The sequence below is a fragment of the Diaphorobacter sp. LI3 genome (genome assembly GCF_022807955.1).
Classification (GTDB): domain Bacteria; phylum Pseudomonadota; class Gammaproteobacteria; order Burkholderiales; family Burkholderiaceae_C; genus Diaphorobacter; species Diaphorobacter nitroreducens.
The window spans coordinates 3,903,004-3,926,522 of record NZ_CP094346.1; the positions used below are offsets into that span (position 1 = coordinate 3,903,004).

At 68.9% G+C, this 23,519-nt stretch carries 23 protein-coding genes; 15 read left to right on the forward strand and 8 right to left on the reverse strand.

Annotated elements, in window-relative coordinates:
* Window positions 1-7 precede the first annotated feature (7 nt).
* The 3 genes from MRB47_RS18220 to trxA form a co-directional block, all read right to left on the reverse strand.
* Window positions 8-2,116, reverse strand: a complete 2,109-nt coding sequence (locus MRB47_RS18220) for a TonB-dependent siderophore receptor (protein ID WP_252101395.1) — start codon at window positions 2,114-2,116, stop codon at window positions 8-10.
* A 213-nt stretch (window positions 2,117-2,329) separates the two neighbouring features.
* On the reverse strand, window positions 2,330-3,172 hold the full coding sequence (locus tag MRB47_RS18225) for an META domain-containing protein (RefSeq protein ID WP_252101396.1): 843 nt from the start codon (window positions 3,170-3,172) through the stop codon (window positions 2,330-2,332).
* Window positions 3,173-3,195: 23 nt separating this feature from the next.
* Window positions 3,196-4,104: a thioredoxin gene (gene trxA / locus MRB47_RS18230; RefSeq protein WP_103738465.1), complete on the reverse strand. Its 909-nt coding sequence runs from the start codon at window positions 4,102-4,104 to the stop codon at window positions 3,196-3,198.
* 184 nt (window positions 4,105-4,288) lie between these two features.
* Between trxA and MRB47_RS18235 the strand changes: the two genes are divergently transcribed.
* The 6 genes from MRB47_RS18235 (at window position 4,289) to MRB47_RS18260 (ending at window position 9,124) form a co-directional block, all read left to right on the forward strand.
* Window positions 4,289-4,870, forward strand: a complete 582-nt coding sequence (locus MRB47_RS18235) for a DJ-1/PfpI family protein (protein ID WP_047351538.1) — start codon at window positions 4,289-4,291, stop codon at window positions 4,868-4,870.
* A 135-nt stretch (window positions 4,871-5,005) separates the two neighbouring features.
* Window positions 5,006-5,347, forward strand: coding sequence for a ribbon-helix-helix domain-containing protein (locus MRB47_RS18240; RefSeq protein WP_015914516.1), 342 nt, complete (start codon window positions 5,006-5,008; stop codon window positions 5,345-5,347).
* Window positions 5,348-5,418: 71 nt separating this feature from the next.
* Complete coding sequence (purE, locus tag MRB47_RS18245; protein ID WP_047351539.1) at window positions 5,419-5,916, forward strand: 5-(carboxyamino)imidazole ribonucleotide mutase; 498 nt, start codon at window positions 5,419-5,421, stop codon at window positions 5,914-5,916.
* On the forward strand, window positions 5,913-7,088 hold the full coding sequence (locus MRB47_RS18250; protein WP_252101397.1) for a 5-(carboxyamino)imidazole ribonucleotide synthase: 1,176 nt from the start codon (window positions 5,913-5,915) through the stop codon (window positions 7,086-7,088). Before purE ends, MRB47_RS18250 begins: the two co-directional genes overlap by 4 nt.
* Before the next feature lie 11 nt (window positions 7,089-7,099).
* Window positions 7,100-8,098: an L-threonylcarbamoyladenylate synthase gene (locus tag MRB47_RS18255; RefSeq protein ID WP_252101398.1), complete on the forward strand. Its 999-nt coding sequence runs from the start codon at window positions 7,100-7,102 to the stop codon at window positions 8,096-8,098.
* Window positions 8,099-8,170: 72 nt separating this feature from the next.
* A complete protein-coding gene (locus MRB47_RS18260) occupies window positions 8,171-9,124 on the forward strand; it encodes an SGNH/GDSL hydrolase family protein (protein WP_252101399.1) in 954 nt (317 codons plus the stop codon).
* A 221-nt stretch (window positions 9,125-9,345) separates the two neighbouring features.
* Here MRB47_RS18260 and MRB47_RS18265 read toward each other — a convergent pair whose 3' ends face one another.
* From MRB47_RS18265 to dacB, 3 genes are all read right to left on the reverse strand, one after another.
* Window positions 9,346-10,020, reverse strand: a complete 675-nt coding sequence (locus MRB47_RS18265; protein WP_252101400.1) for an OmpW/AlkL family protein — start codon at window positions 10,018-10,020, stop codon at window positions 9,346-9,348.
* Between the two features lie 34 nt (window positions 10,021-10,054).
* A complete protein-coding gene (locus MRB47_RS18270; RefSeq protein ID WP_252101401.1) occupies window positions 10,055-11,194 on the reverse strand; it encodes an SGNH/GDSL hydrolase family protein in 1,140 nt (379 codons plus the stop codon).
* 185 nt (window positions 11,195-11,379) lie between these two features.
* Window positions 11,380-12,861 (reverse strand): D-alanyl-D-alanine carboxypeptidase/D-alanyl-D-alanine-endopeptidase, encoded by a 1,482-nt coding sequence (dacB, locus tag MRB47_RS18275; protein ID WP_411275714.1) that lies wholly within the window; start codon window positions 12,859-12,861, stop codon window positions 11,380-11,382.
* Between the two features lie 50 nt (window positions 12,862-12,911).
* Here dacB and tsaB point away from each other — a divergent pair, with 50 nt between their 5' ends.
* From tsaB to corA, 9 genes are all read left to right on the forward strand, one after another.
* Complete coding sequence (gene tsaB, locus MRB47_RS18280) at window positions 12,912-13,622, forward strand: tRNA (adenosine(37)-N6)-threonylcarbamoyltransferase complex dimerization subunit type 1 TsaB (RefSeq protein WP_252101403.1); 711 nt, start codon at window positions 12,912-12,914, stop codon at window positions 13,620-13,622.
* Window positions 13,619-14,095: a ribosomal protein S18-alanine N-acetyltransferase gene (rimI, locus tag MRB47_RS18285; RefSeq protein ID WP_011807026.1), complete on the forward strand. Its 477-nt coding sequence runs from the start codon at window positions 13,619-13,621 to the stop codon at window positions 14,093-14,095. The genes tsaB and rimI overlap by 4 nt, the downstream gene beginning before the upstream one ends.
* Complete coding sequence (locus MRB47_RS18290; RefSeq protein ID WP_088888178.1) at window positions 14,092-14,865, forward strand: uracil-DNA glycosylase family protein; 774 nt, start codon at window positions 14,092-14,094, stop codon at window positions 14,863-14,865. The genes rimI and MRB47_RS18290 overlap by 4 nt, the downstream gene beginning before the upstream one ends.
* A gap of 194 nt (window positions 14,866-15,059) precedes the next feature.
* Window positions 15,060-15,554, forward strand: a complete 495-nt coding sequence (locus MRB47_RS18295) for a 4Fe-4S dicluster domain-containing protein (protein WP_015914526.1) — start codon at window positions 15,060-15,062, stop codon at window positions 15,552-15,554.
* A 40-nt stretch (window positions 15,555-15,594) separates the two neighbouring features.
* A complete protein-coding gene (locus MRB47_RS18300) occupies window positions 15,595-17,442 on the forward strand; it encodes an aldehyde ferredoxin oxidoreductase family protein (RefSeq protein ID WP_252101404.1) in 1,848 nt (615 codons plus the stop codon).
* Between the two features lie 123 nt (window positions 17,443-17,565).
* Window positions 17,566-18,858, forward strand: coding sequence for an NAD(P)/FAD-dependent oxidoreductase (locus MRB47_RS18305; RefSeq protein ID WP_252101405.1), 1,293 nt, complete (start codon window positions 17,566-17,568; stop codon window positions 18,856-18,858).
* A gap of 89 nt (window positions 18,859-18,947) precedes the next feature.
* Window positions 18,948-19,202, forward strand: a complete 255-nt coding sequence (locus MRB47_RS18310; RefSeq protein ID WP_015914529.1) for a MoaD/ThiS family protein — start codon at window positions 18,948-18,950, stop codon at window positions 19,200-19,202.
* Between the two features lie 29 nt (window positions 19,203-19,231).
* Window positions 19,232-19,531 (forward strand): hypothetical protein, encoded by a 300-nt coding sequence (locus MRB47_RS18315; RefSeq protein WP_135147942.1) that lies wholly within the window; start codon window positions 19,232-19,234, stop codon window positions 19,529-19,531.
* Between the two features lie 231 nt (window positions 19,532-19,762).
* Window positions 19,763-20,749: a magnesium/cobalt transporter CorA gene (corA, locus tag MRB47_RS18320; protein ID WP_015914531.1), complete on the forward strand. Its 987-nt coding sequence runs from the start codon at window positions 19,763-19,765 to the stop codon at window positions 20,747-20,749.
* A gap of 213 nt (window positions 20,750-20,962) precedes the next feature.
* Here the strand turns inward: corA and MRB47_RS18325 are convergent, their stop codons facing one another.
* Window positions 20,963-21,718, reverse strand: coding sequence for a 5'-methylthioadenosine/adenosylhomocysteine nucleosidase (locus MRB47_RS18325; RefSeq protein WP_252101406.1), 756 nt, complete (start codon window positions 21,716-21,718; stop codon window positions 20,963-20,965).
* Window positions 21,719-21,822: 104 nt separating this feature from the next.
* On the reverse strand, window positions 21,823-23,502 hold the full coding sequence (locus MRB47_RS18330) for a long-chain-fatty-acid--CoA ligase (RefSeq protein ID WP_015914533.1): 1,680 nt from the start codon (window positions 23,500-23,502) through the stop codon (window positions 21,823-21,825).
* Window positions 23,503-23,519 lie beyond the last annotated feature (17 nt).

A 23,519-nucleotide genomic window follows, 5' to 3' on the forward strand; every position in this document is an offset into this window, starting at 1 on the left:
CGCTTGCTCAGAACTGGTGGTTCAGCGAGAGCTGGTAGCTGCGCGGCGCGCCGTAGTAGCCCGCGTAGCGCAGGGTGTTGATGTACTTCTCGTCGGTGATGTTGTTCACATTGAAGCGCAGCGTCGTCTTGGGCTGCAACTGCCATGCGACGAAGGCGTTGAGCACGGCATAACTGCCCTGGCGCACGGTAAAGCCGCTGGCCTCCATGTTGGAGATCTTGCTCTGCCACCGGGCGCTGGTGCCGAAGGACAGTGCAGGAAGGCTGGGTAGACGCGCCTTGAGCGCGAGATTGGCCGTATGGCGCGGCACCCAGGGGTAGGTATCACTGCCATCCGGGCCGGTCAGCCTCAGGGTGGTGTAGCCGGCCGTCAGGTCGATATGGTTGTTGAGCCGGCCCACGGCTTCCAGCTCCAAGCCGGTGGACTTCACGTCTTCGGGCGCGTAGACCGCCTGGCCATTCTGGTTATAGGTGCCCGTGGGCGTGGCCAGGCCCGACTGCTTGGCCTGGAACACCGCGACCGAGGTCAGCAGGCGCTTGTCCAGCCAGTCGGCTTTCAGGCCCGCCTCGTAGTTGGTGCCCTTGCTAGGGTCGAGATAGCGGTCGTTCGCATCGGCCTGGCTCTGCGGGAAATACAGGTCGGAGTAGCTCACGTAGCCCAGCACGCTGGGCGTGAACTCGAACGTCAGCCCGGCATAGGGGCTGGTCTTGCTGCGTGAAAGGTCGGAGGCCACGCCATAGCTCGTTCCGTCGCGGCTGTATTGCGCGTGGTTGACTCCCACCACCGCCTTGAGCCGATTCGTCAGCGTGAACCGCATGGTGCCAAATGCGCGCTGCAGTTTCTGGTTCAGCGTGCTTTCGAGGGCCAATGGGCCCCACTGCGGCTCGGGAACAAGGTTGCCGGGGTACGGAAAGCCCGGCAGCGCGATGGCGCTGCAGGCACTGGCGCCGCAGTCCGACCCGGCGTATCCATTACCCGTGTATTCGCTCTTGGCCCAGCTCACACCGAACAGCGCCTCGTGCTGCCGTCCCAGCATCTCGAAGCGGCCGTTGACGGTGGCGGTGGCCAGGTGCGCGTCCATCGTGTCTTTGCCGCCCCACGCATAGCCGACCAGACTGGAGCCCGAGGGAAACGCGTAAAAGAGCTTGCTGTCGTTGTCGATGGCGCGGTAGTTGTAGGCCAGCTTGAGCTGCCAGTCCATGCCGATCTGGTGGGCGTATTCCACGAAGGCCGTCTTGGTCGTGGTGTCCCAGCGGGTCCAGTCCTGCGTCGTGGATGCGTTGCGGCCCCATGCGTTCTGGGTGCCATCGGCATTCATGAAGGTCAGGGCGCCCCACATGTTGCCCGTGGAGTCGGACTGCTGATGGGACAGGCCCAACGTCAACAGGCCGTTGTCGCCCACCTGCCCATCCACAACGCCATAGAGGAACGTGCGCTCGCGGTCGAAACTGCGCAGGTGCGAACCGCCCTCTTCGCGTGCCGCCACGACCCGGCCCGCCCAGCGGCGATCGGCGGTGAGCGGCCGCGAGTAGTCCGCCTCGACGCGCGTGGTCCCCCAGGACCCATAGCTCAGACCCAATGAGCCCTGCTCCTTGTTGGTGGGACGCTTGCGCACGAAGTTGATCGTGCCCGCCGCATTGCCCACGCCGGTCAGCAGCCCGTTGGCGCCGCGGATCACTTCGATCTTTTCGTAGCCGAAGGAATCCATGGCGCCGGTGACGATGCCCCAGTCATTGGGCAGGCCGACGCCGTCGATCTGCGTGTTGGCGATGTCAAAGCCGCGCGCGGTGAACGTGGTGCGGTTGGTCTCCCACTCGTCGACGATGATGCCGGTGCTCAGGCGCAGCGCTTCGTTGAGATTGCTGGTGCCGAAATCGCGCATTTGCTCGGTGGTCACGATGCTGATGGATTGCGGCGTTTCCTTGATGTCCAGATCCAGCCCGGTCGCCCCGCTGCTCACCCGGTCCTCGCGCTGCTGGACAATCGTCACCTCCTTCAGCGTAGGCTCGACGGGCGCACTCGCCTGGGCCCATGCGGCGCCCATCAGGGGCGGCTGCACGATCAACGTCATGAGTGCGATGGAGCGCACGACGGGGCGGAGGGGATGGGGGTTCATGGACGACAGTTCCCTGGGTTCCAACAAATGGGAATCATTATCATCTCGATTTGTAAAAAACACTGTCACGCAAATGCCGCGCCTGCCGCGATGCACGCATCAGAACTTCTGTTTTTGTAGCGGCTGGCGCTCACCCACCAAGCGCTAGAGGCCAATTTCCTTCATGCACCCGCATCAACCACGGCGAACGCCGCGGCATGGGTCGCAGCGCACTCACTGGGGTTGCATGGGGGGCTCGTCGTCCTCGGGCCGCGGCGCGCCCCATTCCTCGGCCACGAAGCGCAGCAGGGGCGTGCCGTCCTCGCCGCGCAGCTCCAGCGTCCGGCCTTGCTGCCGGTAATACGCCACCGCGCCCAGGCGCTCGAAGAAGGCCGGCTCCGATCCGCCGCCCGCAAGGCACAGGCGCAGGGACGCGCTCATGCGGGACAGCCGCAGTTGCCCGCCCTCTTGCACGTACTGCCCCACGAAACGGTTGCACCCTCCCGAACCGCTCACACGCCCCGCATCGCGCTGCAGCACCAGATGGGCCGCGGCCTGCCCCTCGGCTGGCGCGTCCACGGGCGCATCGTCCACCACCTCCACGAGTTTCCAATAGGTCTGGCGCAGCGGCACGGATGCGGCCGCCGTGGCTTGCAGCGCTGGCACGCGCGCCAGGATGACGTCCACATGGCGGAAGGCCGGATCGATCAGCACCGGGTGCACGCGGGGTGTGTCCAGCAGCAGGCGCCCCTGCTGCGTGACCGCTGCGCGCACCTCGTAGCGGCCTTGGGCGAGGATGTCTGCCTGGCGGTACGGAATGCGCAGCATGTAGGGCAGCGGGCCGGCCGGGTCGATGCGCTGGCGGCCCAGCACCCGCGGCGGATAGCCCTCGCGCGTCACGTCCACAAGCGCTGCCTCGAACAGCGCGTCGGGCGGCACGTAAAGCCGCTCGCGCGATATCACGGTGCCGGAGATCTGCGCATCAGGCCCCGGGGCCGTGGCGCAGCCGGCCAGCCACGCGGCGGCCAGCAGCAGCGCCGTCCGCCCGGCCGCGTGCAACGGCTGCAGTCCCGCCACCGCGCGCTCTCCCCCGGCGTGGGTCAGCTCAGCACCACGCTGGACAAGCGCCGGCGGTAGCTGGCCACCACCGGGTCCTCGGGCGGGATCTGCCCGTCGGCCACCTTGACCTTCGGGGGCTCGATGATCTCCAGCACGGCCACGTAGGCCTTGCGCGCGGCATCGTCGTTCCAGGCCTTGTCGCGCATGAGGATTTCCAGCAGCTCGTCCATGGCCTCCTGCCAGCGCTGCTGGGCCATGAGCCAGCGTGCGCGTGCAAAGCGCGTCTCGAAGTCGCGCTTGTTGGCCGCAATCTTTGCATCAAATTCGGCTCCAGCGCCCGCCCCATAAGCGCTAGAAGCTACGAAATCAAGAGCATCCATCCACGCCTTGAGCGCCCCCAGGCGGCGCGAGACCTCGGCCTTGGCGATGACCGGCGCGAAGGCCACCTTGGCGTCGTCTTCGCGGCCCAGCTGCAGCAGCAGCTTGACGTAGTCAAAGCGCGCGTCGTCGTTGGCCGGGTCGGTGGCGACGGCGTGCTGCAGCTTTTCCAGTGCACCCTCGGTATCGCCCTCGGCGAGCGCATCCAGGGCTTCCTCTTCCTGCTCCTCGGCCTGCAGCTCCTCGGCGCTGGGCACATGCTTGTCCAGGAAGGCGCGCAGTTGGCTCTCGGGTTGGGCGCCCATGAAGCCATCCACGGGCTGGCCATTCATCATCAGCACGCAGGTGGGGATGCTGCGGATGCCGAACATGGCGGCCAGCTGCTGCTCCTGGTCGGAGTCGATCTTGGCCAGGGTGAAGCGGCCGGCGTATTCCACTTCCAGCTTCTCCAGCACCGGGCCCAGCGTCTTGCAGGGGCCGCACCAGGGTGCCCAGAAGTCCACCAGCACGGGCACTTGCATCGAGGCGGCAACCACCTCGGTTTCAAAATTCTCTAGGGTGACGTCGATCATGTGTAGCGGTCCCGGTAGTGCGGCGCACGGCGCCGGTCAATGGTGACGGGGATTCTGCGGCAAATTTCGCGCGCCACAGGTACAAGGCCGCAGGGCCCCTTGTAGTAGCGGGTTAATACCTGCCGCGCCTGCAGGCTGCCCACAATGGTCTGCACCCCAGCCACCCACAGCAAAGGAGACCCCCATGGCAGGCAAGAAGATTTTGATGATCTGCGGCGACTACTGCGAGGACTACGAGACCATGGTGCCGTTCCAGGCGCTGCAGGCCGTGGGCCACACGGTGCATGCGGTCTGCCCGGGCAAGAAAGCGGGCGACCACATCAAGACGGCCATCCACGACTTCGAGGGCGCACAGACCTACAGCGAGAAGCCCGGCCACAACTTCACCCTGAACGCCACGTTCGCGGACGTCCAGGCGCAAAGCTACGACGCGCTGGTGATCCCCGGCGGGCGCGGCCCGGAGTACCTGCGCAACGACGCTGCCGTGTGCGCCGCCGTGCGCCATTTCTTCGAAGCGGGCAAGCCCGTGGCCGCCGTGTGCCACGGCGCGCAACTGCTGGCCGGCGCCGGCGTGCTCAAGGGCCGCACCTGCTCGGCCTACCCCGCCTGCCGCGCCGAAGTGGAACTGGCCGGCGGCCGTTACGCCGACATCCCCGTGGACCAGGCGCACACCGAGGGCAACCTGGTCAGCGCGCCCGCGTGGCCCGCGCATCCCGCGTGGATCGCACAGTTCCTGGCGCTGCTGGGCACGCGCATCACGCTCTGAAGGCAAAAAGGGCTGCAGCGCTCACCCATCAAGCGCGCGCAGCTATCACTTTGAAAGCACCTACCTCCTGACTTGACGGCGCCGGCGGCGGGCCGCACCATGGCCCGCCGTCCCCACGCCCGAAGGAGTTCCGCCGTGTGCCAGGTCTTCATCAGCGCCGATCCGCAGCTCTACGCCTACCGCGCCCGCTCCGTGCGGCTGCACGGGGTGGCCACGAGCATCCGGCTGGAGAACCTGTTCTGGCAGGTGCTGCAGGAGATCGCCGCGCGCGACGGCTACAGCGTGGCCCAGCTGTGCACCAAGCTCTACGACGAGCTGGTGGCCGAGCACGGCGCGGTGGACAACTTCACCTCGTTCCTGCGCGTGTGCTGCACGCGCTACCTGGCGCTGCAGCTGTCCGGCGAGATTCCGCGCGACGCGCGCGTGCCCGTCCGCTCGATCACGCTGGGCGCCAGCGCCGCCCTGCTGGCGCATTGACCCCCGGGCAGGCGCACAAAAAGTAAAATCGCGGGCTTCACCCCCGGCGAGCGCACCGCGCGCACCCCCACATGAACCCCATCCAGATCGGCGTGGTCATGGGCTCCAGCAGCGACTGGGAGACCATGCAGCACGCAGTTGCCATCCTCCAGCAATTCGGCATCGCGCACGAGGCGCAGGTGGTCTCCGCCCACCGCATGCCCGACGACATGTTCCGCTACGCCGAGGCCGCGGCTGGCCGGGGCCTGAAGGCCATCATCGCGGGCGCGGGCGGCGCCGCGCACCTGCCCGGCATGATCGCCGCCAAGACCACCGTGCCGGTGCTCGGCGTGCCGGTCGCCAGCCGCCACCTGCAGGGAGTGGACTCGCTGCACTCCATCGTGCAGATGCCCAAGGGCGTGCCCGTGGCCACGTTCGCCATCGGCGCGGCCGGCGCGGCCAACGCGGCGCTGTTCGCCGTGGCGCTGCTGGCCAACGAGAACCCGGCGCTGCGCGAGCAGCTGGACGCCTTCCGCGCCGAGCAGACCGCCGCCGCGCGCGCCATGACGCTGCCGCCGGTGTCCGCATGAACGAGCGCCAGACCGTGATCCTGCCCGGCGCCACGCTGGGCGTGCTGGGCGGCGGGCAGCTGGGGCGCATGTTCGTGCACGCCGCCCAGGCCATGGGCTACTTCACCGCGGTGCTGGACGAGGACGCGGCCAGCCCCGCCGGCTTGGTGAGCCACCACCACATCCGCACCGGCTACGAAGACCCGCAGGGCCTGGCCACGCTGGCCCGCGCCTGCGACGCCGTGACCACCGAGTTTGAAAACGTGCCCGCCGCCGCGCTGGACACCCTGGCGCGCAGCCTGCCGGTGTCGCCCGCCGGCAGCGCCGTGGCCATCGCCCAGGACCGCGCGCGTGAAAAGGCGCATTTCGTGCAGTGCGGCGTGCCCGTGGCGCCGCATGCAGTGATCGAAACCGCCGCGCAGCTCGCCGCCGTTCCCGCTGATCTGCTGCCGGGCATTCTGAAAACCGCCCGCATGGGCTACGACGGCAAGGGCCAGGTGCGCGTGGCCACGCCCACCGAGTTGGCCGGCGCCTGGGAGCAACTGGGCCGCGTGCCCTGCGTGCTGGAAAAGATGCTGCCGCTGGCGCACGAGTGCTCCGTCATCGTCGCGCGCGGGCGTGACGGCACCGTGGTGCACCTGCCCGTGCAGCGCAACCTGCACCGGGACGGCATCCTGGCCGTGACCGATGTCTACGAAGGAAATCTGCCTCCAGCGCAGACCAGTCAAGCGCTGATAGCTGCAAAATCAGTAGCAGACGGTCTGAACTACGTGGGCGTGCTGTGCGTGGAGTTCTTCGTGCTGCAGGACGGCACGTTGGTGGTCAACGAGATCGCCCCGCGCCCGCACAACAGCGGCCACTACAGCCAGAACGCGTGCGACGTCTCGCAGTTCGAGCTGCAGGTGCGCTGCATGACCGGCCTGCCGCTGGTCCAGCCGCGCCTGCACAGCCCCGCCATCATGCTCAATCTGCTGGGCGACCTGTGGTTCACGGGGGACCAGCCCGTGGCGCCGACTCCCCCCGCGTGGGATGCGGTGCTGGCCCTGCCGGGCTGCCACCTGCACCTGTACGGCAAGGTGGAGGCCAAGCGCGGCCGCAAGATGGGCCACCTGAACATCACCGGCACCACGCCCGAGGCGGTGCGCGCCACGGCGCTGCAGGCGGCGGCCCTCCTCGGCATCGCGCCGTTCTGAACGAGGCCCGCATGATTCTGGATGGACGCCTGGACGCCTCGGTGCAGGCCGCCGCGCAGGCCCTGGCGCGCGGCGAACTGCTGGGCCTGCCCACCGAGACGGTATACGGCCTGGCGGCCGACGCCGACAACGACGCGGCCGTGGCGCAGATCTTTGCCACCAAGGGACGCCCTGCCAGCCACCCGCTGATCGTGCACGTGGCCGACGCCACGGCCATCACCCGCTACGCCAAGGAAGTGCCGCTGTTCGCGCAGCAACTCATCGACGCCTTCTGGCCCGGCCCGCTCACGCTCATCCTGCCGCGCCTGCCCCACGCCGCCGTGGCCTCCACAGGCGGGCAGGACAGCGTGGGCCTGCGCTGCCCCGCGCACCCAGTGGCCCATGCGGTGCTGCAAGCCTGCCAGCGGCTGGAGCCCCCCGTGTGGGGCGTGGCCGCGCCCAGCGCCAACCATTTCGGCCGCGTGAGCCCGACCACCGCGCAGCATGTGGCCGAGGAATTCGGCGACGGCCTGCTGGTGCTGGACGGCGGCGCCTGCACCGTCGGCATCGAGTCCACCATCATCGACTGCACGCGCGGCGTGCCCGTGCTGCTGCGCCCCGGCGCCATCTCGCGCGAGGACGTGCAGCGCGCCTGCGGCCAACGACCGCTATCGAAAGAAGAGCTTCCAGCGCTGACCCCGCGGGCTTCAGGCACACTTTTAGCCCATTACGCCCCGACGGCGCGCGTGCGCCTGATGGACGCCAAGCAGCTGCAGGCCGGACTGGATGTGCTGGGGGCGGACGCAGCCCACATCGCCGTGTATGCACGCGCGCCGCTGCGCGCGGCGTCGTCGAAGATCCTTGTGCGGCGCATGCCCGATGACGCCGCCGCCACCGCGCAACAGCTGTTCGCCGCGCTGCGCGGCTTCGACGAGGCCGGAGTGAAGCTGATCTGGATCGAAACGCCGCCCGATGCGCCCGCATGGGAAGGCGTGCGCGACCGCCTGCAGCGCGCCGCGGCCGCGGGTTGACGCGCCTACATCAAGCTACAAGCCTTGTCCGCACCCTCGTTACACTCTCGCCCACTTCAATCGGAGAAATACATGGCAGCAAATTGGATGCGCCGCACTTTCGTGGCCGCCGCCTGTGCATCGGCCGCGCTGCTCGCGGCCTGCGGTTCCAGCAGCACTGAATCGGCAATCTCGCCCCAGCGCTTCATCGCCTTCGGCGACGGCCTGGCCGACGTGGGCCAAAAGGGCTCCAGCTACACGATCAACGACGGCAGCATCAACAACTGGATGCTGCGCATCTCCTCCAACTACGGCGGCACCTTGAAGCCCGTGTCGGCAGGCGGCTTGAGCTACGCGCAGGGCAATGCCCGCGTGACGGCCACCCCCGACGCCGCAGGCAACGCCGCCACCCCCACGGTCACGCAGCAGATCGACCAGTTCCTGGCTGCCAACAAGTTTGCCGACACTGATCTGGTGATGCTGAGCGCCGGTGGGAGCGACATCATCGCCGGCATGGCCGCGGTGCAGGCCGGAACGCTCACCGAAGAGCAGTACGTGGCCGCCGCTGGCAAGGCAGGCCAGGAGCTGGCCGCGCAAGTGCGCCGCCTGTCGGACGCGGGCGCCAAGCACATCCTGATGACCGGCACCTACGACCTGAGCCGCACACCCTGGGCCAAGGCCATCAAGAAGGAAAGCCTCATCAGCAGCGCCAGCCGCCGCTTCAATGACGACCTGCTGGTCAACATCGTGGACATGGGCAAGACCGTGCTCTACGTGGACGTGGCCTACTACGTGAACCTGTTCGAGGGCTCGCCCGGCGGGTACGGCTTCACCGACAGCAGCACACCCGCGTGCACGTCGGTGGACGCAGGCCCGGGCATCGGCATCGGCGCGGGCGAGGTGAACTCCGCGCTGTGCACCACCGCCACGCTGCTGCCCAACGCCAACCCGGACCGCTTCCTGTTCGCCGACAAGGTGTACATCACTCCGGCCGCGCACCGCGAATTCGGCAACTACGCCTACGACCGCCTGCGCAACCGCTGGTAAGCAAGCACGCCGCCCGCGGGGCACCCGCCGGCGGCCACACCGGTGCTGCGCCGGCCCAGCCACGGGGGTGCATCCGCCCCCGTTCGCTCCCCTGATCGTCAGAGCCCCCAAAAAAAGAGGCCAGCCCCGCAAGGAGCCAGCCTTTCAAACCTCGGAGACGAAAACCTGGGGCACTTCGCGCACCCCGCGGCGCGCCCCCTCCCTCGGCGCCTGGGGCGCTCTCAGAACCGGTAGCCCACCCCCACCGCCACCACGTTGGGGTTCAGCCGCATGCCGATGCTCTGGCCGCTGGACAAGTGGGCCGTGGTCTTGAGGAAGCTCTTGTAGTACGCGACGTCCAGGAACCAGCGCTCGCTGAAGTTCCAGACAAAACCCACCTGCGCCGTGAAACCCCATTTGTTGTCGATGTGGGCCGTGGTGGGGTTGGCGGGCGAGCCGCCCGTGATGGCCGTCAGCGCCGCCGTGCTGCGGTTCTTGAAGAACTTGCTGTAGGTCACGCCCAAGCCCAGGTACGGCCGCAGCGCGGCCTGGGCCTCGCCGAAGCGGTACTGCGCGAACAGCGTGGCCGGCACCACCTTCGTCTGGCCGAGCTTGCCCACGCCGGCGATCGCGCCGTCGCCGTAGAACGAATGCTGGAACGGCAGGCCCACGGGCAAGTCCAGCGCCCAATGGTCGGTGAGCATGTAGTTGATGCCGCCTGTGAGGGCCGTGTCCGCACCCACGTCCACATGGGTGTGGGGAAAGCTCGGCTCGCTCAGGTCGCCGCTTTTGGTCTGCGGCATGATGCGCGTGAAGCCCGCGCGCACACTGAACGTACCGGCTTGCTGGGCCTGGGCCGCAGCGCACGCGGCGGCCAGGGCCAGCACGCAGCCGGCCCGCAAGAATTGCTGTGTCATGGATCGGTTGTGAGAAATGTCTGCGCCAAAGCGCTCAGAGCCAGCCCGCCTGGGACAGCGAACGCGACACCAGTTGCCCCATCAGCTGGTGGCCGAAGGGCGTGGGGTGAAAGCTGTCGGCAAAGCCGTAGCTCTTCCACCAATCGGCCCCGCCGGTGGCGCCGGCCGGCGGCGTCATGGCCGACAGCGCGGCCGCCGTGCAGGAGGGGAAGCTGTAGGTGGGCAGGCCGTCGCTGCCCACGCCGGTAGCGGGGCAGGCCGGCGTGGTCACGTTGGTGTAGGCGTACTGCGCGGGATGCTCGGCCTGGTCCTTGAACGAGGCATAGAAGTCCACCACGGTGAGACGCCCATCGCCCGCCAGCGCCGCGGCCAGCTTGGCGTTGAAGGCCTGCACCCAGCCATCGAACAGCGTCTGCGCCTGGGCCGCGGCCGCCGCGCCGTTGGCGGCGGAAATGGATGCCAGCACCATGCGGAACTTGGGCGTGAGCGTCACGCCGGGCATGTTCAGCACGGCCACGCGCGTCGCGCCCTTGTCCAGCGTCTGCGCCTTGATCGTGGCCGCGAACTGGGTGGCCAGCGCCTGCATGTAGGCGCCGCCTGCCTGGGCCATGCCGGTGGCGCCGCCCGCGAGCAGGCTGTTCACGGTGGCGGCGTCCAGCACCGTGCCCAGCAGGGCCGCGTAGGCCTTGCCGCCGTCCCTTGAAGCCCCCAGGTAGGCGCCGATCAGGTCGGCCGCGTCGTTGCCGCCACCGTCGATGAGCACCAGGTCACCCGTGGCATAGCCGGCGGCGCCCGCATCCTTGAGCTGTTGGAGGATGGACACGGGCGAGGTGGGCGCCGTGAAGTTGTTGATGCGCCCGCCGCCTACCGCGTAGTTGGTGCAGTCGGCCTTGGCGCTGAAGCTGCCCCCCGCGGACACATAGTGCGGGCACAGCGTGCGGCCATAACTGGCGGCCACGCGCTCGGGCCAGATGGCCGTGGAGCCCGCGCCCGTAGGGGCCGTGCCCTGGACCGTGAACTTCAGCCCGAAGGTGCCGCTGTCCGCCAGGCTGTCGCCCATCACCTTGACTGCGGTGACCGCCGTGGCGGGCGTGGTGTCGGCGCCGCCGCCCCCGCAGGCCGCCAGAACAGCGGCGGAAACGGCAACGGCGACCCACTGCATGCGTGGTTTCATCAGGAACTCCTGTTATGAATAGAACGAACGTTCGTTTTTTTCAGGAATATTACCGATGAAGCGCGACAGGCCGTCTGCGGGTAAATACCAACATCGGAGGCATCCCGCCGCGCCGCGCGGGCAGCACGACACGTCTGCCGGTGGGCCGGCCCGGGCGTTCGATGGCGGACGGCGGCTGCGCCGCCTCAGCGGTCGCTCGCGGCCCAGTCCACCAGCGCGTCCAGGGCCGGGCGTGCCGCGGAGGCATTTGGGTGGTTGACGAAGCCCACCAGCACATAGCGCCGGCCGCCCGCGGCATGCACATAGCCGGCCAGCGCCACCACGTCGCGCAGCGCACCCGTCTTGAGGTGCGCGAAGCCCGCAGCCTGGCCCTGGCGGCGGCGCAGCGTCCCGTCCACCCCGGCAATGGGCAGCGATGCCATGAATTCCGGCATCACCGGCGACGCCCAGGCGTGCTGCAGCATGCGCGCAAGCGCCCGCGCGCTCACGCGCGCCTCGCGGCTCAAGCCGGCGCCGTTGTCCACCACCGGCATCTCGGCGGCGCCCAGGCGCTGGCGCCACCACTGTGCGAGCACGCTGCGCGCCTGGTCGAAGCTGCCTGCGCCGGCTTTTTGCAGCCCCAGCGTCAAAAACACCTGCTGCGTCATGACGTTGTTGCTGTACTTGTTGATGTCGCGCACCACCTCCGACAACGGCGGCGAGGTACTGCCGAATGCCGACGCCAGCCCCGCGGGCACCTTGCCGTCGCGCACGCGGCCGGTGAGCTTGCCGCCCAGTTCGCGCCACATGCCTTCCACCGCGCGCGCCGCATAGCCGCCCGGGTCGGCCGGTGCGATGGACCACTCGCGTTCGCCGCAGGCCGCCGGGTACACGCCCTGGAAGGCGATGCGCGCAGGGTCCGCGAAATCCGCCCGCAGCCCTGCACGCCAATCGCCGCAGGCCGCGCCCTGCGCCGCCAGCGGCACGGTGGCGGGCAGTTCCACCTGGGCCAGCGGCGGCTCATAGCGCAGCCGCGCCACGCCGGCCGCCAGATCCGGCACGAAGCCGATGGACACCGCCTTGTAGTTGAGCAGCAGCGCGTCGGGCGCGGCGTTGTAGGGGCGCCAGGGCTCGCCGTCGAACAGCGCCGGATCGTGCGCCGGCAGCGCGAAGGCGCTGCGGTCCAGCACGATGTCGCCCAGGATCACCTCGACCCCCATCGCACGCAGGCGGCGCATGAGCAGCCACAGGCGCTCCACCACCAGCTTGGGGTCGCCCTGCCCCTTGATGTACACGTTGCCACGCAGGCTGCCGCCCTGGGGCGCGGCGTCCAGGTACACGGGCGTGTCCCAGGTGAATGCCGGCCCCAGCAGGTCCAGCGCCGCATACGTCGTGACCAGCTTCATGACCGAGGCCGGGTTGGCGGGCGCATCGGCGCGGTGGGCCAGGCGCGGCTGGCGCCCCTCGACTTCCACCACCAAGGCGGAGAGCGCTTCGCGCGGCACCTTGGCGCGCTGCAGCGCGGCCTCGACGGAAGGGGGCAAGGCCGATGCATCGGCGGGCACAGGCTGGGCGCCCGCCCAGGGCGTCAGGAAGGCCAGGGCCAGCGCCCACCCGGCCGCACAGCGCAGGCGGCGGGCCTGCCCAAGGAAAGAAAACGACATGGCGGCGAGTTTAGGGGGCGCCATGGCCGCCCGCCCCGCCATGGCTTGGCGCGCAGCCGATAATCACGCCCTCCATGAACCTGCTTGCCTTCGACACCAGTACCGACGCGCTGTCCATCGCCGTGCAACACGGCGCGCGCGTGTGGCAGCACAGCGGCGCCGGCGGCGCCCAGGCCTCGGCCACGCTGATCCCGGCCATCCGCGACTTGCTGGCGCAGGCCGGACTGTCGTTCGATCAGCTGGATGCCGTGGTGTTCGGGCGCGGCCCGGGCTCGTTCACGGGGCTGCGCACCGCGTGCGCGGTGGCCCAGGGCCTGGCCTTTGGCGCGCGCGGCGGGCAGGGCGTGCCCGTGCTGCCGGTGGACACGCTGCTCGCCGTGGCCGAAGAAGCCCGCGCGCAGCACGGCTGCACGCGGGTGGTGGCGACGCTGGACGCCCGTATGAACGAGGTCTACGCGGCACCCTTTGAGTGGCAGGCCGACGGCCGCTGGCAGGTGCCGCAGGACTTCCAGCTGCTGGCGCCCGAGGCCCTGGCCGTGGCGGATGGCTGGACGGTCGCCGGCAATGCCCGCGCCGCCTACGGCGAGCGCCTCGCGCCGCAGGCCCCGCACATGCACGCCCTGCCTACGGCGGCGGCCCTGCTGCGGCTGACACCGGCGCTGCTGGCCGCGGGCGCGGGCGTGGCGGCCGACGCAGCGCTGCCGCGCTACATCCGCGATAAAGTGGCGCAAACCACCGCCGAGCGAGAAGCCGCGCGCCAGGCCGCGCCGGCCCCCCAGACATGAGCGCCATCGTCCAGCCCCCCCACGCCTTCGAGGCCGCCTTCGAGCCGCTGACGCCCGCGCGGCTGGATGCGCTCCTGGCCATCGAGAACAGCGCCTATAGCCATCCCTGGACACGCGGCAACTTCATCGACGCCATGGCCGCCGGCTACCAGGCCCAGTTGCTCGTGGCCGATGGACAGATCCTGGGCTACTTCGTCGCCATGCGCGGCGTGGACGAGGTGCACCTGCTCAACATCACTGTGGCGCCCGCCTTCCAGCGCCAGGGCTGGGCCCATGTGATGCTGGACGCGCTGGCCGTGTGGGCGCGCGGCCAGGGCGCGCAATGGCTGTGGCTGGAGGTGCGCGCGAGCAACGAGCGCGCGCGGCGCATCTATGAAGTCCACGGCTACCGCCGTGTGGGCGAGCGCAAGCGCTACTACCCCGCCGCGGACGGCGAGCGCGAGGACGCCGTGGTGATGAGCCTGCTGCTATGAGCCTGTCCCTGGACGCGCGTCAACGCGCCATGCTGCAAGAGATGGGCGTCACCGTCTGGGCGCCGCCGCCGGCACGCCCGCTGCCGCCCCCAGTGGCCGCGCCTGCGCAAGCGGAAGCGGCCATCGCATCCGCCGCCGCGCCCACGCCAGTGCTGCACGCACAACCCACGCCAGCCGCGCCATCCGCCCCGCGCCAGCCCGCGCATGCCGCTGCCCCTGCCGCACCCGCGTCCGAGCCGCGCACGGCCGGCGCCGCGCCCACCGGCCTGCTGCTGCGCGCGCCCGTGGCGCTGTACCCGCAGGCCGACGCCCAGGCCGTTCCGCCCGAGCTGGGCGCCGGCTGGCTGGTGGTGCTGGAAAGCCCCACGCCAGCCGAGCCGCTGGCGGGCGACAGCGGCCGCCTGCTGGACAACATGCTGCGCGCCATGCGCCTGCACCGGCACCCGCGCACCTTCGTCGCCACGCTGAACCGGCACGCGCCGGGCCTGACCGCCGAGGGGTTGGAGCCCGCCGCCGGCCTGCAACAGGCGCTGCAGACGCTGCGCCCCTCCCTGGTGCTGGTGCTGGGCCTGGGCGCGGCGCGCGTGGTGCTGGGCAGCCGCGAGCCCCTGGGGCGCCTGCGCGCCACCGCGCACCACCTGCCAGACGGCACGCCCGCCGTGGTGAGCTACGACCCGGCCTACCTGCTGCGCGCACCCGATGCCAAGGCCGCCGCCTGGGCCGACCTGTGCCGCGCGCTGGCCCTGGTGCGGCGCAGCACCGCACCCTGACCCGCCGCACCCTGATCCGCCGCGACCGAACGGCCCGCCCGGCACGCGCCTGGCGGGGTACGGCGCGCACCCAATACCCGACGCGGGTTTCCCCTCTGCAAGTCCCCTCCCCTGGGCTGCCCACAATACCTATGCAAATCTTTTCATAGGCAAGGCGTCCCCTGCCCTGGGCGCCGGTACCCAAGGAGACATTCATGCAAAAGGTGTTGCACATCAACGCCGACAAGTGCACCGGCTGCCTGCAGTGCGAGATGGCCTGCTCTTTCGAGAACTACGGCGTCTACGCCACCGCCAAATCGCGCATCAAGGTGTTCGACTTCCACACCACGGGCAAGAAGGTGCCCTACACCTGCACCCAATGCGACGAGGCCTGGTGCCTGCACGCCTGCCCGGTGGAGGCGATCACGGTGGACAAGCTGAGCGGCGCCAAGATCGTGTCCGAGTCCACCTGCGTGGGCTGCAAGGTCTGCACCATCGCCTGCCCCTTCGGCACCGTGAACTACGTGGCCGACACCGGCAAGGTGCAAAAGTGCGACCTGTGCCACGACCGCGCCGAGGGCCCGGCCTGCGTGGAGGCCTGCCCGACCACGGCCATCACCTACATCGACGCCAACTGGACCGGCCTGGAGCGCATGAAACAGTGGGCCGACAAGCTGGGCAATCAAGCCAATCAGCCCGCTGGCGCTTGACCACCAAACGCTAGCAGCTATCAATCAAGGAGCACACATCATGTCCTGGGCTGGCAAGATTCTGCGCGTCAACCTGAGCGCGGGCACCGTTACCCCCGAGCCGCTGAACATGGACTGGGCACGCCAGTACCTGGGTTCGCGCGGCCTGGGCACCAAGTACCTGGTCAGCGAGATCGACCCCCAGGTCGACCCGCTGTCGCCGGACAACAAGATCATCTGGGCCACGGGTCCGCTCACGGGCACCATGGCCTCCACGGGCGGGCGCTATACCGTCATCACCAAGGGGCCGCTCACCGGTGCCATCGCCTGCTCCAACTCGGGCGGCTACTGGGGTGCGGAGCTGAAGATGGCCGGCTGGGACATGGTTATCTTCGAGGGCAAGTCCCCCAAGCCCGTGTACCTGTACATCCACGACGACGTGGCCGAGCTGCGCGACGCCGCCGACATCTGGGGCAAGAGCGTGTGGGAGACCGAGGAGCACCTCAAGACCACGCTGCAGGACCCGCTCACGCGCATCTCCGGCATCGGCCGCGCGGGCGAGAACCAGGTGCTGTTCGCCGCCGTGGTCAATGACCTGCACCGCGCCGCGGGCCGCTCGGGCGTGGGCGCGGTCATGGGCAGCAAGAACCTCAAGGCCATCGCCGTGCGCGGCACCAAGGGCGTGGGCAACATCCGCGATCCCAAGGCCTTCATGGCCGAGACCTTCGCGCGCAAGAAGATCCTGCACGACAACGCCGTCACCGGCCAGGGCCTGCCCACCTACGGCACGCAGGTGCTGATGAACGTGATCAACGAGGTGGGCGCCCTGCCCACGCGCAACCACCGCGACGTGCAGTTCGAAGGCGCCAAGGACATCTCCGCCGAGGCCATGGCCACGCCGCGCGCCAGCGACGGCAAGAAGCACCTGGTGACCAACCAGGCGTGCTTTGGCTGCACCATCGCCTGCGGGCGCATCAGCAAGATCGACGAGACGCACTTCACCGTGGTCAACAAGCCGCAGTACTGGGGCGCCAGCGGCGGCCTGGAATACGAGGCCGCCTGGGCCCTGGGCGCGGCCAACGGCGTGAACGACCTGGAATGCCTGCAGTACGTGAACCTGCTGTGCAACGAGCAGGGTATCGACCCCATCAGCTTCGGCGCCACCGTGGGCGCGGTGATGGAGCTGTACGAAATGGGCGTGCTCACCCGCGAGCAGATCGGCATCGAGGCGCCCTTCGGCTCGGCCAAGGCGCTGGCCTTCCTGGCCGAAGAAACCATCCACGGCCGCGGCTTTGGCAAGGAGGTGGGCCAGGGCTCCAAGCGCCTGTGCACCAAGTACGGCCATCCTGATTTGTCCATGTCCTCCAAGGGCCAGGAGTTCCCCGCCTACGACGGCCGCGCCATCCAGGGCATCGGCCTGGCCTACGCCACCAGCAACCGCGGCGGCTGCCACCTGCGCGGCTACACCATCGCGTCCGAGATCCTGGGCATCCCCGTCAAGACCGAGCCTACGGCCACCGAGGGCAAGCCCGAGCTGGTCAAGGCCTTCCAGGACGCGACGGCGGCGTTTGACTCGGCCGGCGTGTGCATCTTCACCACCTTCGCCTGGAGCCTGCCCGACCTCGCCCCCCAACTGCAGGCGGCGTGCGACGAAGGCTTCACGGTGCCGGAGCTGGAGAAGATCGGCGAGCGCATCTGGAACATGGAGCGCGAGTTCAACAACGCCGCCGGCTTCACCAAGGCCGACGACAGCCTGCCCCGGCGCCTGCTGACCGAGGCGGCCAAGACCGGCGGCTCCAAGGGCACGGTGAGCCACCTGCCCGAAATGCTGCCCAAGTACTACGCCGTGCGCGGCTGGGACCCCGAAGGCCGGCCCACACCCGAGACGCGCGCGCGCCTGGGACTGTGAGGCCACCGGCCGCGGGCCACGGCAGGGGCCTGCCCGCGGCGCAAGGATAAAAGGCAAATCGGCATGCAGCGCTTACCTATCCTGCGTTAGCAGCTATCAATACTGTAGCAACCGAGCATCCCTATGCACCACCTGATCCTCGGGGCCGGCCCGGCCGGCGTCATCGCCGCGGAAACCCTGCGCAAGCATGCGCCGGGCGACCGCATCACCCTCGTGGGCGACGAGGCCGAGCCGCCCTACTCGCGCATGGCCATCCCCTACCTGCTGGTGGGCGACATCGACGAGCGCGGCACCTACCTGCGCAAGCGCGCCGACCACTTCGCACAGCTGCGCATCGACCGCCTGAGCGCGCGCGCCGCGGGCGTGGATGTGCAGGCCCGCACCGTCACGCTGGAGGGTGGCGTCACGCTGGCTTTCGACCGGCTGCTCATCGCCACCGGCTCCCACCCCGTGCGCCCGCCCATCCCCGGGCTGGACCTACCGGGCGTGCAGACCTGCTGGACGCTGGCCGATGCCCGTGCCATCGCCGCGCGCGCCCGGCCCGGCGCGCGCGTGCTGCAGATGGGCGCGGGCTTCATCGGCTGCATCATCATGGAGGCGTTGCAAAAGCGCGGCGTGCAGCTCAGCGTGGTCGAGATGGGCGACCGCATGGTCCCGCGCATGATGGGCGCGGTGGCCGGCGGCATGATCCGCGACTGGTGCGAGCGCCAGGGCGTGCAGGTGTTCACGGGCCACAAGGTCGAACGCATCGCCCGCGCACAAGGTGAAGGCAGCGGCAACGCGCTGCGCGTGCACCTGTCGGGCGGCAGGGTGCTGGATGCCGACCTCGTCATCAGCGCCACGGGCGTGCGCCCGGCCATTGGCTTTCTGGCGGGCAGTGGCGTCACCTGCCTGCAGGGCGTGTTGACCGACGAGCGCATGCAGACCAACGTGCCCGGCATCTATGCCGCGGGCGACTGCGCCGAGGCGTTCGACCCTTTCACGCGCAAGACCGTGGTCAGCGCCATCCAGCCCAACGCGGCCGAGCAGGCGCGCGTGGCGGCGCTCAACATGCTGGGGCTTCCCGCGGCGCTGGCGGTGGTCACGCAGATCAACGTGCTGGACACGCTGGGGCTCATCTCCACCAGCTTCGGCAACTGGCAGGGCGTGCCCGGCGGCGAACAGGTGGCGCTGACCGATGCGGCGGCCGGCAAACACCTGAGCCTGCAGTTCGAGGGCGACCGGCTCATCGGCTGCAACTCCGTGGGCATGACGCAGCACGTGGGCGCCATGCGCGGCCTGGTGGAAGGCCAGGTGCGCCTGGGCCCCTGGAAGGAACACCTGCGCCGCGACCCCACGCGGCTGATGGAGGCCTACCTGGCCTGCGCCCAGGCGCAGGGGCACTGGAGTGGCGCGCAGGACGCGCGCCGGCGCTGAGGCCAGGGAATTTGCTATGCTAAAAGTAGCTGCCAGCGCTTACACCACAAGTGCAAACGGCTGATTTGGCATAAAAACCGGATAGGCACATGCGCATCACTTTCAAGCTCTTTGCCTCGCTCACCGACTACCTGCCGCCCGAGGTGCGCCCAGGCAACCAGATGGCGCTGGAAGTCGCCCCCACGCAGAGCATCAGCCAGATCATCGCGCCTTTCCGCCTGCCGCCGGACATGGTGCACCTGGTGCTGGTCAACGGCCGCTACATCGCCCCCGCGGCGCGCGCCACCACCACGCTGCGCGAGGGCGACGCGCTCGCCATCTGGCCGCCGATCGCCGGCGGCTGAATCGCAGCCTCCTACCCTCCCCGCACCTTTTGAGCGACTGGCCTGACCACTTCACGCGCGACATGAGCTGCGCGCCCGCCGAATGGCAGCGGCTGCTGCAGCGGGCGCTGGCGGGGCATGACTGGGCCGCACAGGGCGACGCCCAGGTACGCATCGCGCTCGCGGGGGGCGCGCTCACGCTGCACTGGGCGCCGGGGCCTGCGCGCCAGATCGCGCTGCTGCGCCTGCCCACGCTGCACCTGCACTTCGCGTTCGACGGCGTCCCGCCCGCCGAGCGCCAGGCATTCATGCGGCACCTGGACCTGCACACGCACCGCGGCGGGGGGTGATGCGGAGCGGCGCCTTTCCGCCGAAAAGGCGCCAAGAACGTGTCATGCGGCGGTGCTTCCATTGGGGAGCGGATGCGATAATTCCCGTCTTGCACAACGTATGGAGACAGCTCCGTGGAAACCTACCCTAGTTGGTAGCTTTCAGCCTCCCGGCCCATTGACATGCCGAAGGGACTGAAAGCGCCCCCCGCCCCTTTTGCAGACGCCACAAGACAACCGGGAGAGTGAGCCATGCTCAACATCTTTACGCTCGCCAACGGCCGGCTCGTCCAGGAAGAAATCGAGTCCCTGGAAGAGCTGGCGCGCTTTCAGCCGATCTGGGTGGACCTGGAGTCCCCCACGCTGGAAGAAAAGCGCTGGATCAAGCAGCACTACGGCCTGTCCATCCCCGAAGATGCGATGGACGAGGACATCGAAGAGTCCGCGCGCTTTTACGAGGAAGACAACGGCGAGCTGCACATCCGCAGCGACTTTCTGGTGGATGTGGACGACGAGCCCGCCTCGGCCCGCGTGGCCTTCATCCTGAACCTGGTCAACGACACCCTCAAGAGCAAGGGCGTGCTGTTTTCCATCCACGACGAGGACATCCCCGTCTTTCGCCTGCTGCGCATGCGCGCGCGCCGCGCCCCCGGCCTGATCGACGATGCCAAGGACGTGCTGCTGAGCCTCTTCGACACCGATGCCGAGTATTCCGCCGACACGCTGGAGGGCATCTACGACGACCTGGAAGAGGTGAGCACCCAGGTGCTGGCCGGTAACGTGACCGACGCACGCGCCGGCGAGGTGCTGGCGGCCATTGCGCGGCAGGAGGACTTGAACGGCCGCATCCGCCGCAACGTGATGGACACGCGCCGCGCGGTGAGCTTCATGATGCGCAGCCGCATGCTCAGCTCCGAGCAGTTCGAGGACGCGCGCCAGATCCTGCGCGACATCGAATCGCTGGACAGCCACACGGCCTTCCTGTTCGACAAGATCAACTTCCTGATGGACGCCACGGTCGGTTTCATCAACATCAACCAGAACAAGATCATCAAGATCTTCTCCGTGGCCAGCGTGGCCCTGCTGCCGCCGACGCTGATCGCCAGCGTCTACGGCATGAACTTCAAGTTCATGCCGGAGCTGGACTGGCAGTACGGCTACCCCTACGTGCTGGCGCTGATGGTGGCCAGCGCGCTGGGGCCGATGCTGTACTTCCGCAAGCGGGGCTGGTTGAAGTAGGGAGCATCCCCCTGAGCGGCTGCGCCGCTTCCCCCTTCTCTCGCACCGCTGCGCGCTGCGGGAAGGGGGACGACGCCGGTGGCTTGGCGAAGCCCGTTCCACGGCGTCCGCTGGGGCGGCCTGCTCCGCGGCCATCGGACTGTCGAGGCGTGTGCCAATTTTGAAGAAATTGGCCTCTAGCGCTTATATAGCAAGCGCTGATCGCTCCTGTTTTCAGAGCATCTGCACGAAGCGCTGCACGATGTGGTCCGCATAGCGGCTCGCCACGTTCTGCACGAAGTGGGCGAAGTCGACATGCGCACTGTCGTCCGCGCGGTCGGAGATGGTGCGCACCGCCGCAAACGGCAGGCCGTAGTCGCGGCAGACCTGGGCCACGGCGGCGCCTTCCATCTCCACGGCCAGCACGTCGTGGTCCGACGCCAGCAGCGCCGCGCGCAGCGCGCTGGATTCCTGCGCCGTGGAGACGAAGCGGTCGCCGCTGGCCATCAGGCCGTGGTGCACCTGCGGGGCACGCGCAGCGTTGGGAAGATCAGCAACAAAATGGGCTCCAGCGTCCGCCAGGTAAGCGCGAGCAGCTTCCAAAAGCAGAGCATTCAGCGCCGAGTCGCAGTCCATGCGCGCACGGCCGTAGCCCGGCACTTCCCAGCGCGGGAAGATGGGCGAGGCATCAAAGTCGTGCTGCAGGTAGTCCTGCGCGACCACCACATCGCCCACTTGCACGCCCTCGCCCACGCCGCCGGCCACGCCGGTGAACACCATGCGCGCCACGCCAAAGCGCTCGGCCAGCGCTGCGGCCGTGGTGGCCGCCGCCACCTTGCCAATGCCCGACAGTGCCAGCACCACGGGCTGCCCATGCAGGTGGCCGCGCCAGAAGACGCGGCCCGCATGCTGCAGTTGCTCAGGTTGCTGCAGGGCGTGCATGAGGCCGCCCTGCTCTTCGGGCAGGGCGCTGAGGATGGCAGTGGTCATGAGGGCGAGGGCCGGGCGTAAAAAAGCCGGGATTATCCCGGCTGGGGCGATGTACGAACGTGTTCACGATCTAAGAGCCCGCGCGGGGCCCTCGGGTTCTCGGCTTATTTCTTGTCGCGCAGCTCGCGGCGCAGGATCTTGCCGACGGGGGTCTTGGGCAGTTCGGTACGGAACTCGATCACCTTGGGCTGCTTGTAGCCCGTGAGGTTGGCGCGGCAGAAGTCCTTGACCTGCGCCTCTGTGAGCGCCGGGTCCTTCTTGACGATGACCAGCTTCACGGCCTCGCCCGTCTTCTCGTCGGGCACGCCCACCACCGCGCATTCCAGCACGCCGGGCATCAGCGCCACCACGTCCTCCACCTCGTTGGGGTAGACGTTGAAGCCGCTGACCAGCACCATGTCCTTCTTGCGGTCCACCACCTTGAAGTAGCCGCGTGCGTCCATCACGCCGATGTCGCCGGTCTTGAAGTAACCGTCCTCGGTCATGACCTTGGCGGTCTCGTCGGGGCGCTGCCAGTAGCCGGCCATGACCTGCGGGCCCTTGATGGCGATCTCGCCCGCCTGGCCGGTGGCGGAGATGTCGTGCCCCTCGTCGTCCAGGATGCGCATGGAGGTACTGGGCAACGGCACGCCGATGGTGCCCGAGAACTCCGTGGCGGTGACCGGGTTGCAACTGGCCGACGGGCTGGTCTCCGACAGGCCGTAGCCTTCGCAGATCGGGCAGCCGGTCTTGTCCAGCCAGAGCTTGGCCACGGCCGCCTGCACAGCCATGCCGCCGCCCACGGAAACCTTGAGGTTCTTCCAGTTGACCGTGTTGAAGTCGGGATGGTTGGCCAGGCCGTTGAACAGCGTGTTCACCGCCGGGAAGCTGTGAAACGTGTGCTTGGACAGCTCCTTGAGCACGGCCGGCAGATCGCGTGGATTAGGAATGAGGATGGTTTTGCCGCCCGTGCGCATGGACAGCATCATGTTCACCGTGAACGCGAAGATGTGGTACAGCGGCAGCGCGCACACGGCCGTGGGCTGCTCGCTTTCGGGGATCTTGCTCGTCGCGGGCTTGTTCCAGGCCTCGGACTGCAGCACATTGGCGATCACGTTGCGGTGCAGCAGCACGGCGCCCTTGCTCACGCCCGTGGTGCCGCCGGTGTACTGCAGCAGTGCGATGTCGTCGCTCTTCAAAGACGGCTTGTTCAACTGCAGGCCCGCGCCCTTGGCCAGCGCGTCGTTGAAGCGCACTGCGCCGGGAAGCTGGTAGGCCGGCACCAGCTTCTTGACGTTGCGCACCACGTAGTTGACCAGCAGGCCCTTGAGCAGGCCCAGCCGGTCGCCCATGGCGCACAGCACCACGTGCTGCACGGGGGTGTTGGCGATGCAGGCCTGCAGCGTGGCGGCGAAGTTCTCGATGATGACGATGGCCTTGGCACCCGAGTCCTTGAGCTGGTGCTCCAGTTCGCGCGGGGTGTACAGCGGGTTCACGTTGACCACCACGAAGCCCGCGCGCAGCACGGCCGCCACGGCGATCGGGTACTGCGGCACGTTGGGCATCATGAGCGCCACGCGGTCGCCGCGCACCAGGCCCAGGCTCTGCAGGTAGGCCGCGAACTGGCGACTCAGCGCGTCCGTCTCGCGGTAGCTGGTCTCCTTGCCCATGAAGCTGTAGGCCGTGCGGTCCGCATAGTCGCGGAAGGCCTGCTCCATCAGCTCCACCAGCGACGTGTACTGCGTCGGGTCGATGTCGGCAGGAACGCCCTGCGGGTAGGCGCCAAGCCATGGGCGATCGGTCATAGATGTCTCTCCTGGAA

Coding starts and splice junctions, on each gene's coding strand:
- MRB47_RS18220 (WP_252101395.1), bottom strand. CDS start 2,116: ATGAACCCCCATCCCCTCCGCCCCGTCGTGCGCTCCATCGCACTCATG.
- trxA (WP_103738465.1), bottom strand. CDS start 4,104: ATGATCGACGTCACCCTAGAGAATTTTGAAACCGAGGTGGTTGCCGCC.
- MRB47_RS18235 (WP_047351538.1), top strand. CDS start 4,289: ATGGCAGGCAAGAAGATTTTGATGATCTGCGGCGACTACTGCGAGGAC.
- purE (WP_047351539.1), top strand. CDS start 5,419: ATGAACCCCATCCAGATCGGCGTGGTCATGGGCTCCAGCAGCGACTGG.
- MRB47_RS18250 (WP_252101397.1), top strand. CDS start 5,913: ATGAACGAGCGCCAGACCGTGATCCTGCCCGGCGCCACGCTGGGCGTG.
- MRB47_RS18255 (WP_252101398.1), top strand. CDS start 7,100: ATGATTCTGGATGGACGCCTGGACGCCTCGGTGCAGGCCGCCGCGCAG.
- MRB47_RS18260 (WP_252101399.1), top strand. CDS start 8,171: ATGGCAGCAAATTGGATGCGCCGCACTTTCGTGGCCGCCGCCTGTGCA.
- MRB47_RS18265 (WP_252101400.1), bottom strand. CDS start 10,020: ATGACACAGCAATTCTTGCGGGCCGGCTGCGTGCTGGCCCTGGCCGCC.
- MRB47_RS18270 (WP_252101401.1), bottom strand. CDS start 11,194: ATGAAACCACGCATGCAGTGGGTCGCCGTTGCCGTTTCCGCCGCTGTT.
- dacB (WP_411275714.1), bottom strand. CDS start 12,861: ATGGCGCCCCCTAAACTCGCCGCCATGTCGTTTTCTTTCCTTGGGCAG.
- tsaB (WP_252101403.1), top strand. CDS start 12,912: ATGAACCTGCTTGCCTTCGACACCAGTACCGACGCGCTGTCCATCGCC.
- rimI (WP_011807026.1), top strand. CDS start 13,619: ATGAGCGCCATCGTCCAGCCCCCCCACGCCTTCGAGGCCGCCTTCGAG.
- MRB47_RS18290 (WP_088888178.1), top strand. CDS start 14,092: ATGAGCCTGTCCCTGGACGCGCGTCAACGCGCCATGCTGCAAGAGATG.
- MRB47_RS18295 (WP_015914526.1), top strand. CDS start 15,060: ATGCAAAAGGTGTTGCACATCAACGCCGACAAGTGCACCGGCTGCCTG.
- MRB47_RS18300 (WP_252101404.1), top strand. CDS start 15,595: ATGTCCTGGGCTGGCAAGATTCTGCGCGTCAACCTGAGCGCGGGCACC.
- MRB47_RS18305 (WP_252101405.1), top strand. CDS start 17,566: ATGCACCACCTGATCCTCGGGGCCGGCCCGGCCGGCGTCATCGCCGCG.
- MRB47_RS18310 (WP_015914529.1), top strand. CDS start 18,948: ATGCGCATCACTTTCAAGCTCTTTGCCTCGCTCACCGACTACCTGCCG.
- corA (WP_015914531.1), top strand. CDS start 19,763: ATGCTCAACATCTTTACGCTCGCCAACGGCCGGCTCGTCCAGGAAGAA.
- MRB47_RS18325 (WP_252101406.1), bottom strand. CDS start 21,718: ATGACCACTGCCATCCTCAGCGCCCTGCCCGAAGAGCAGGGCGGCCTC.
- MRB47_RS18330 (WP_015914533.1), bottom strand. CDS start 23,502: ATGACCGATCGCCCATGGCTTGGCGCCTACCCGCAGGGCGTTCCTGCC.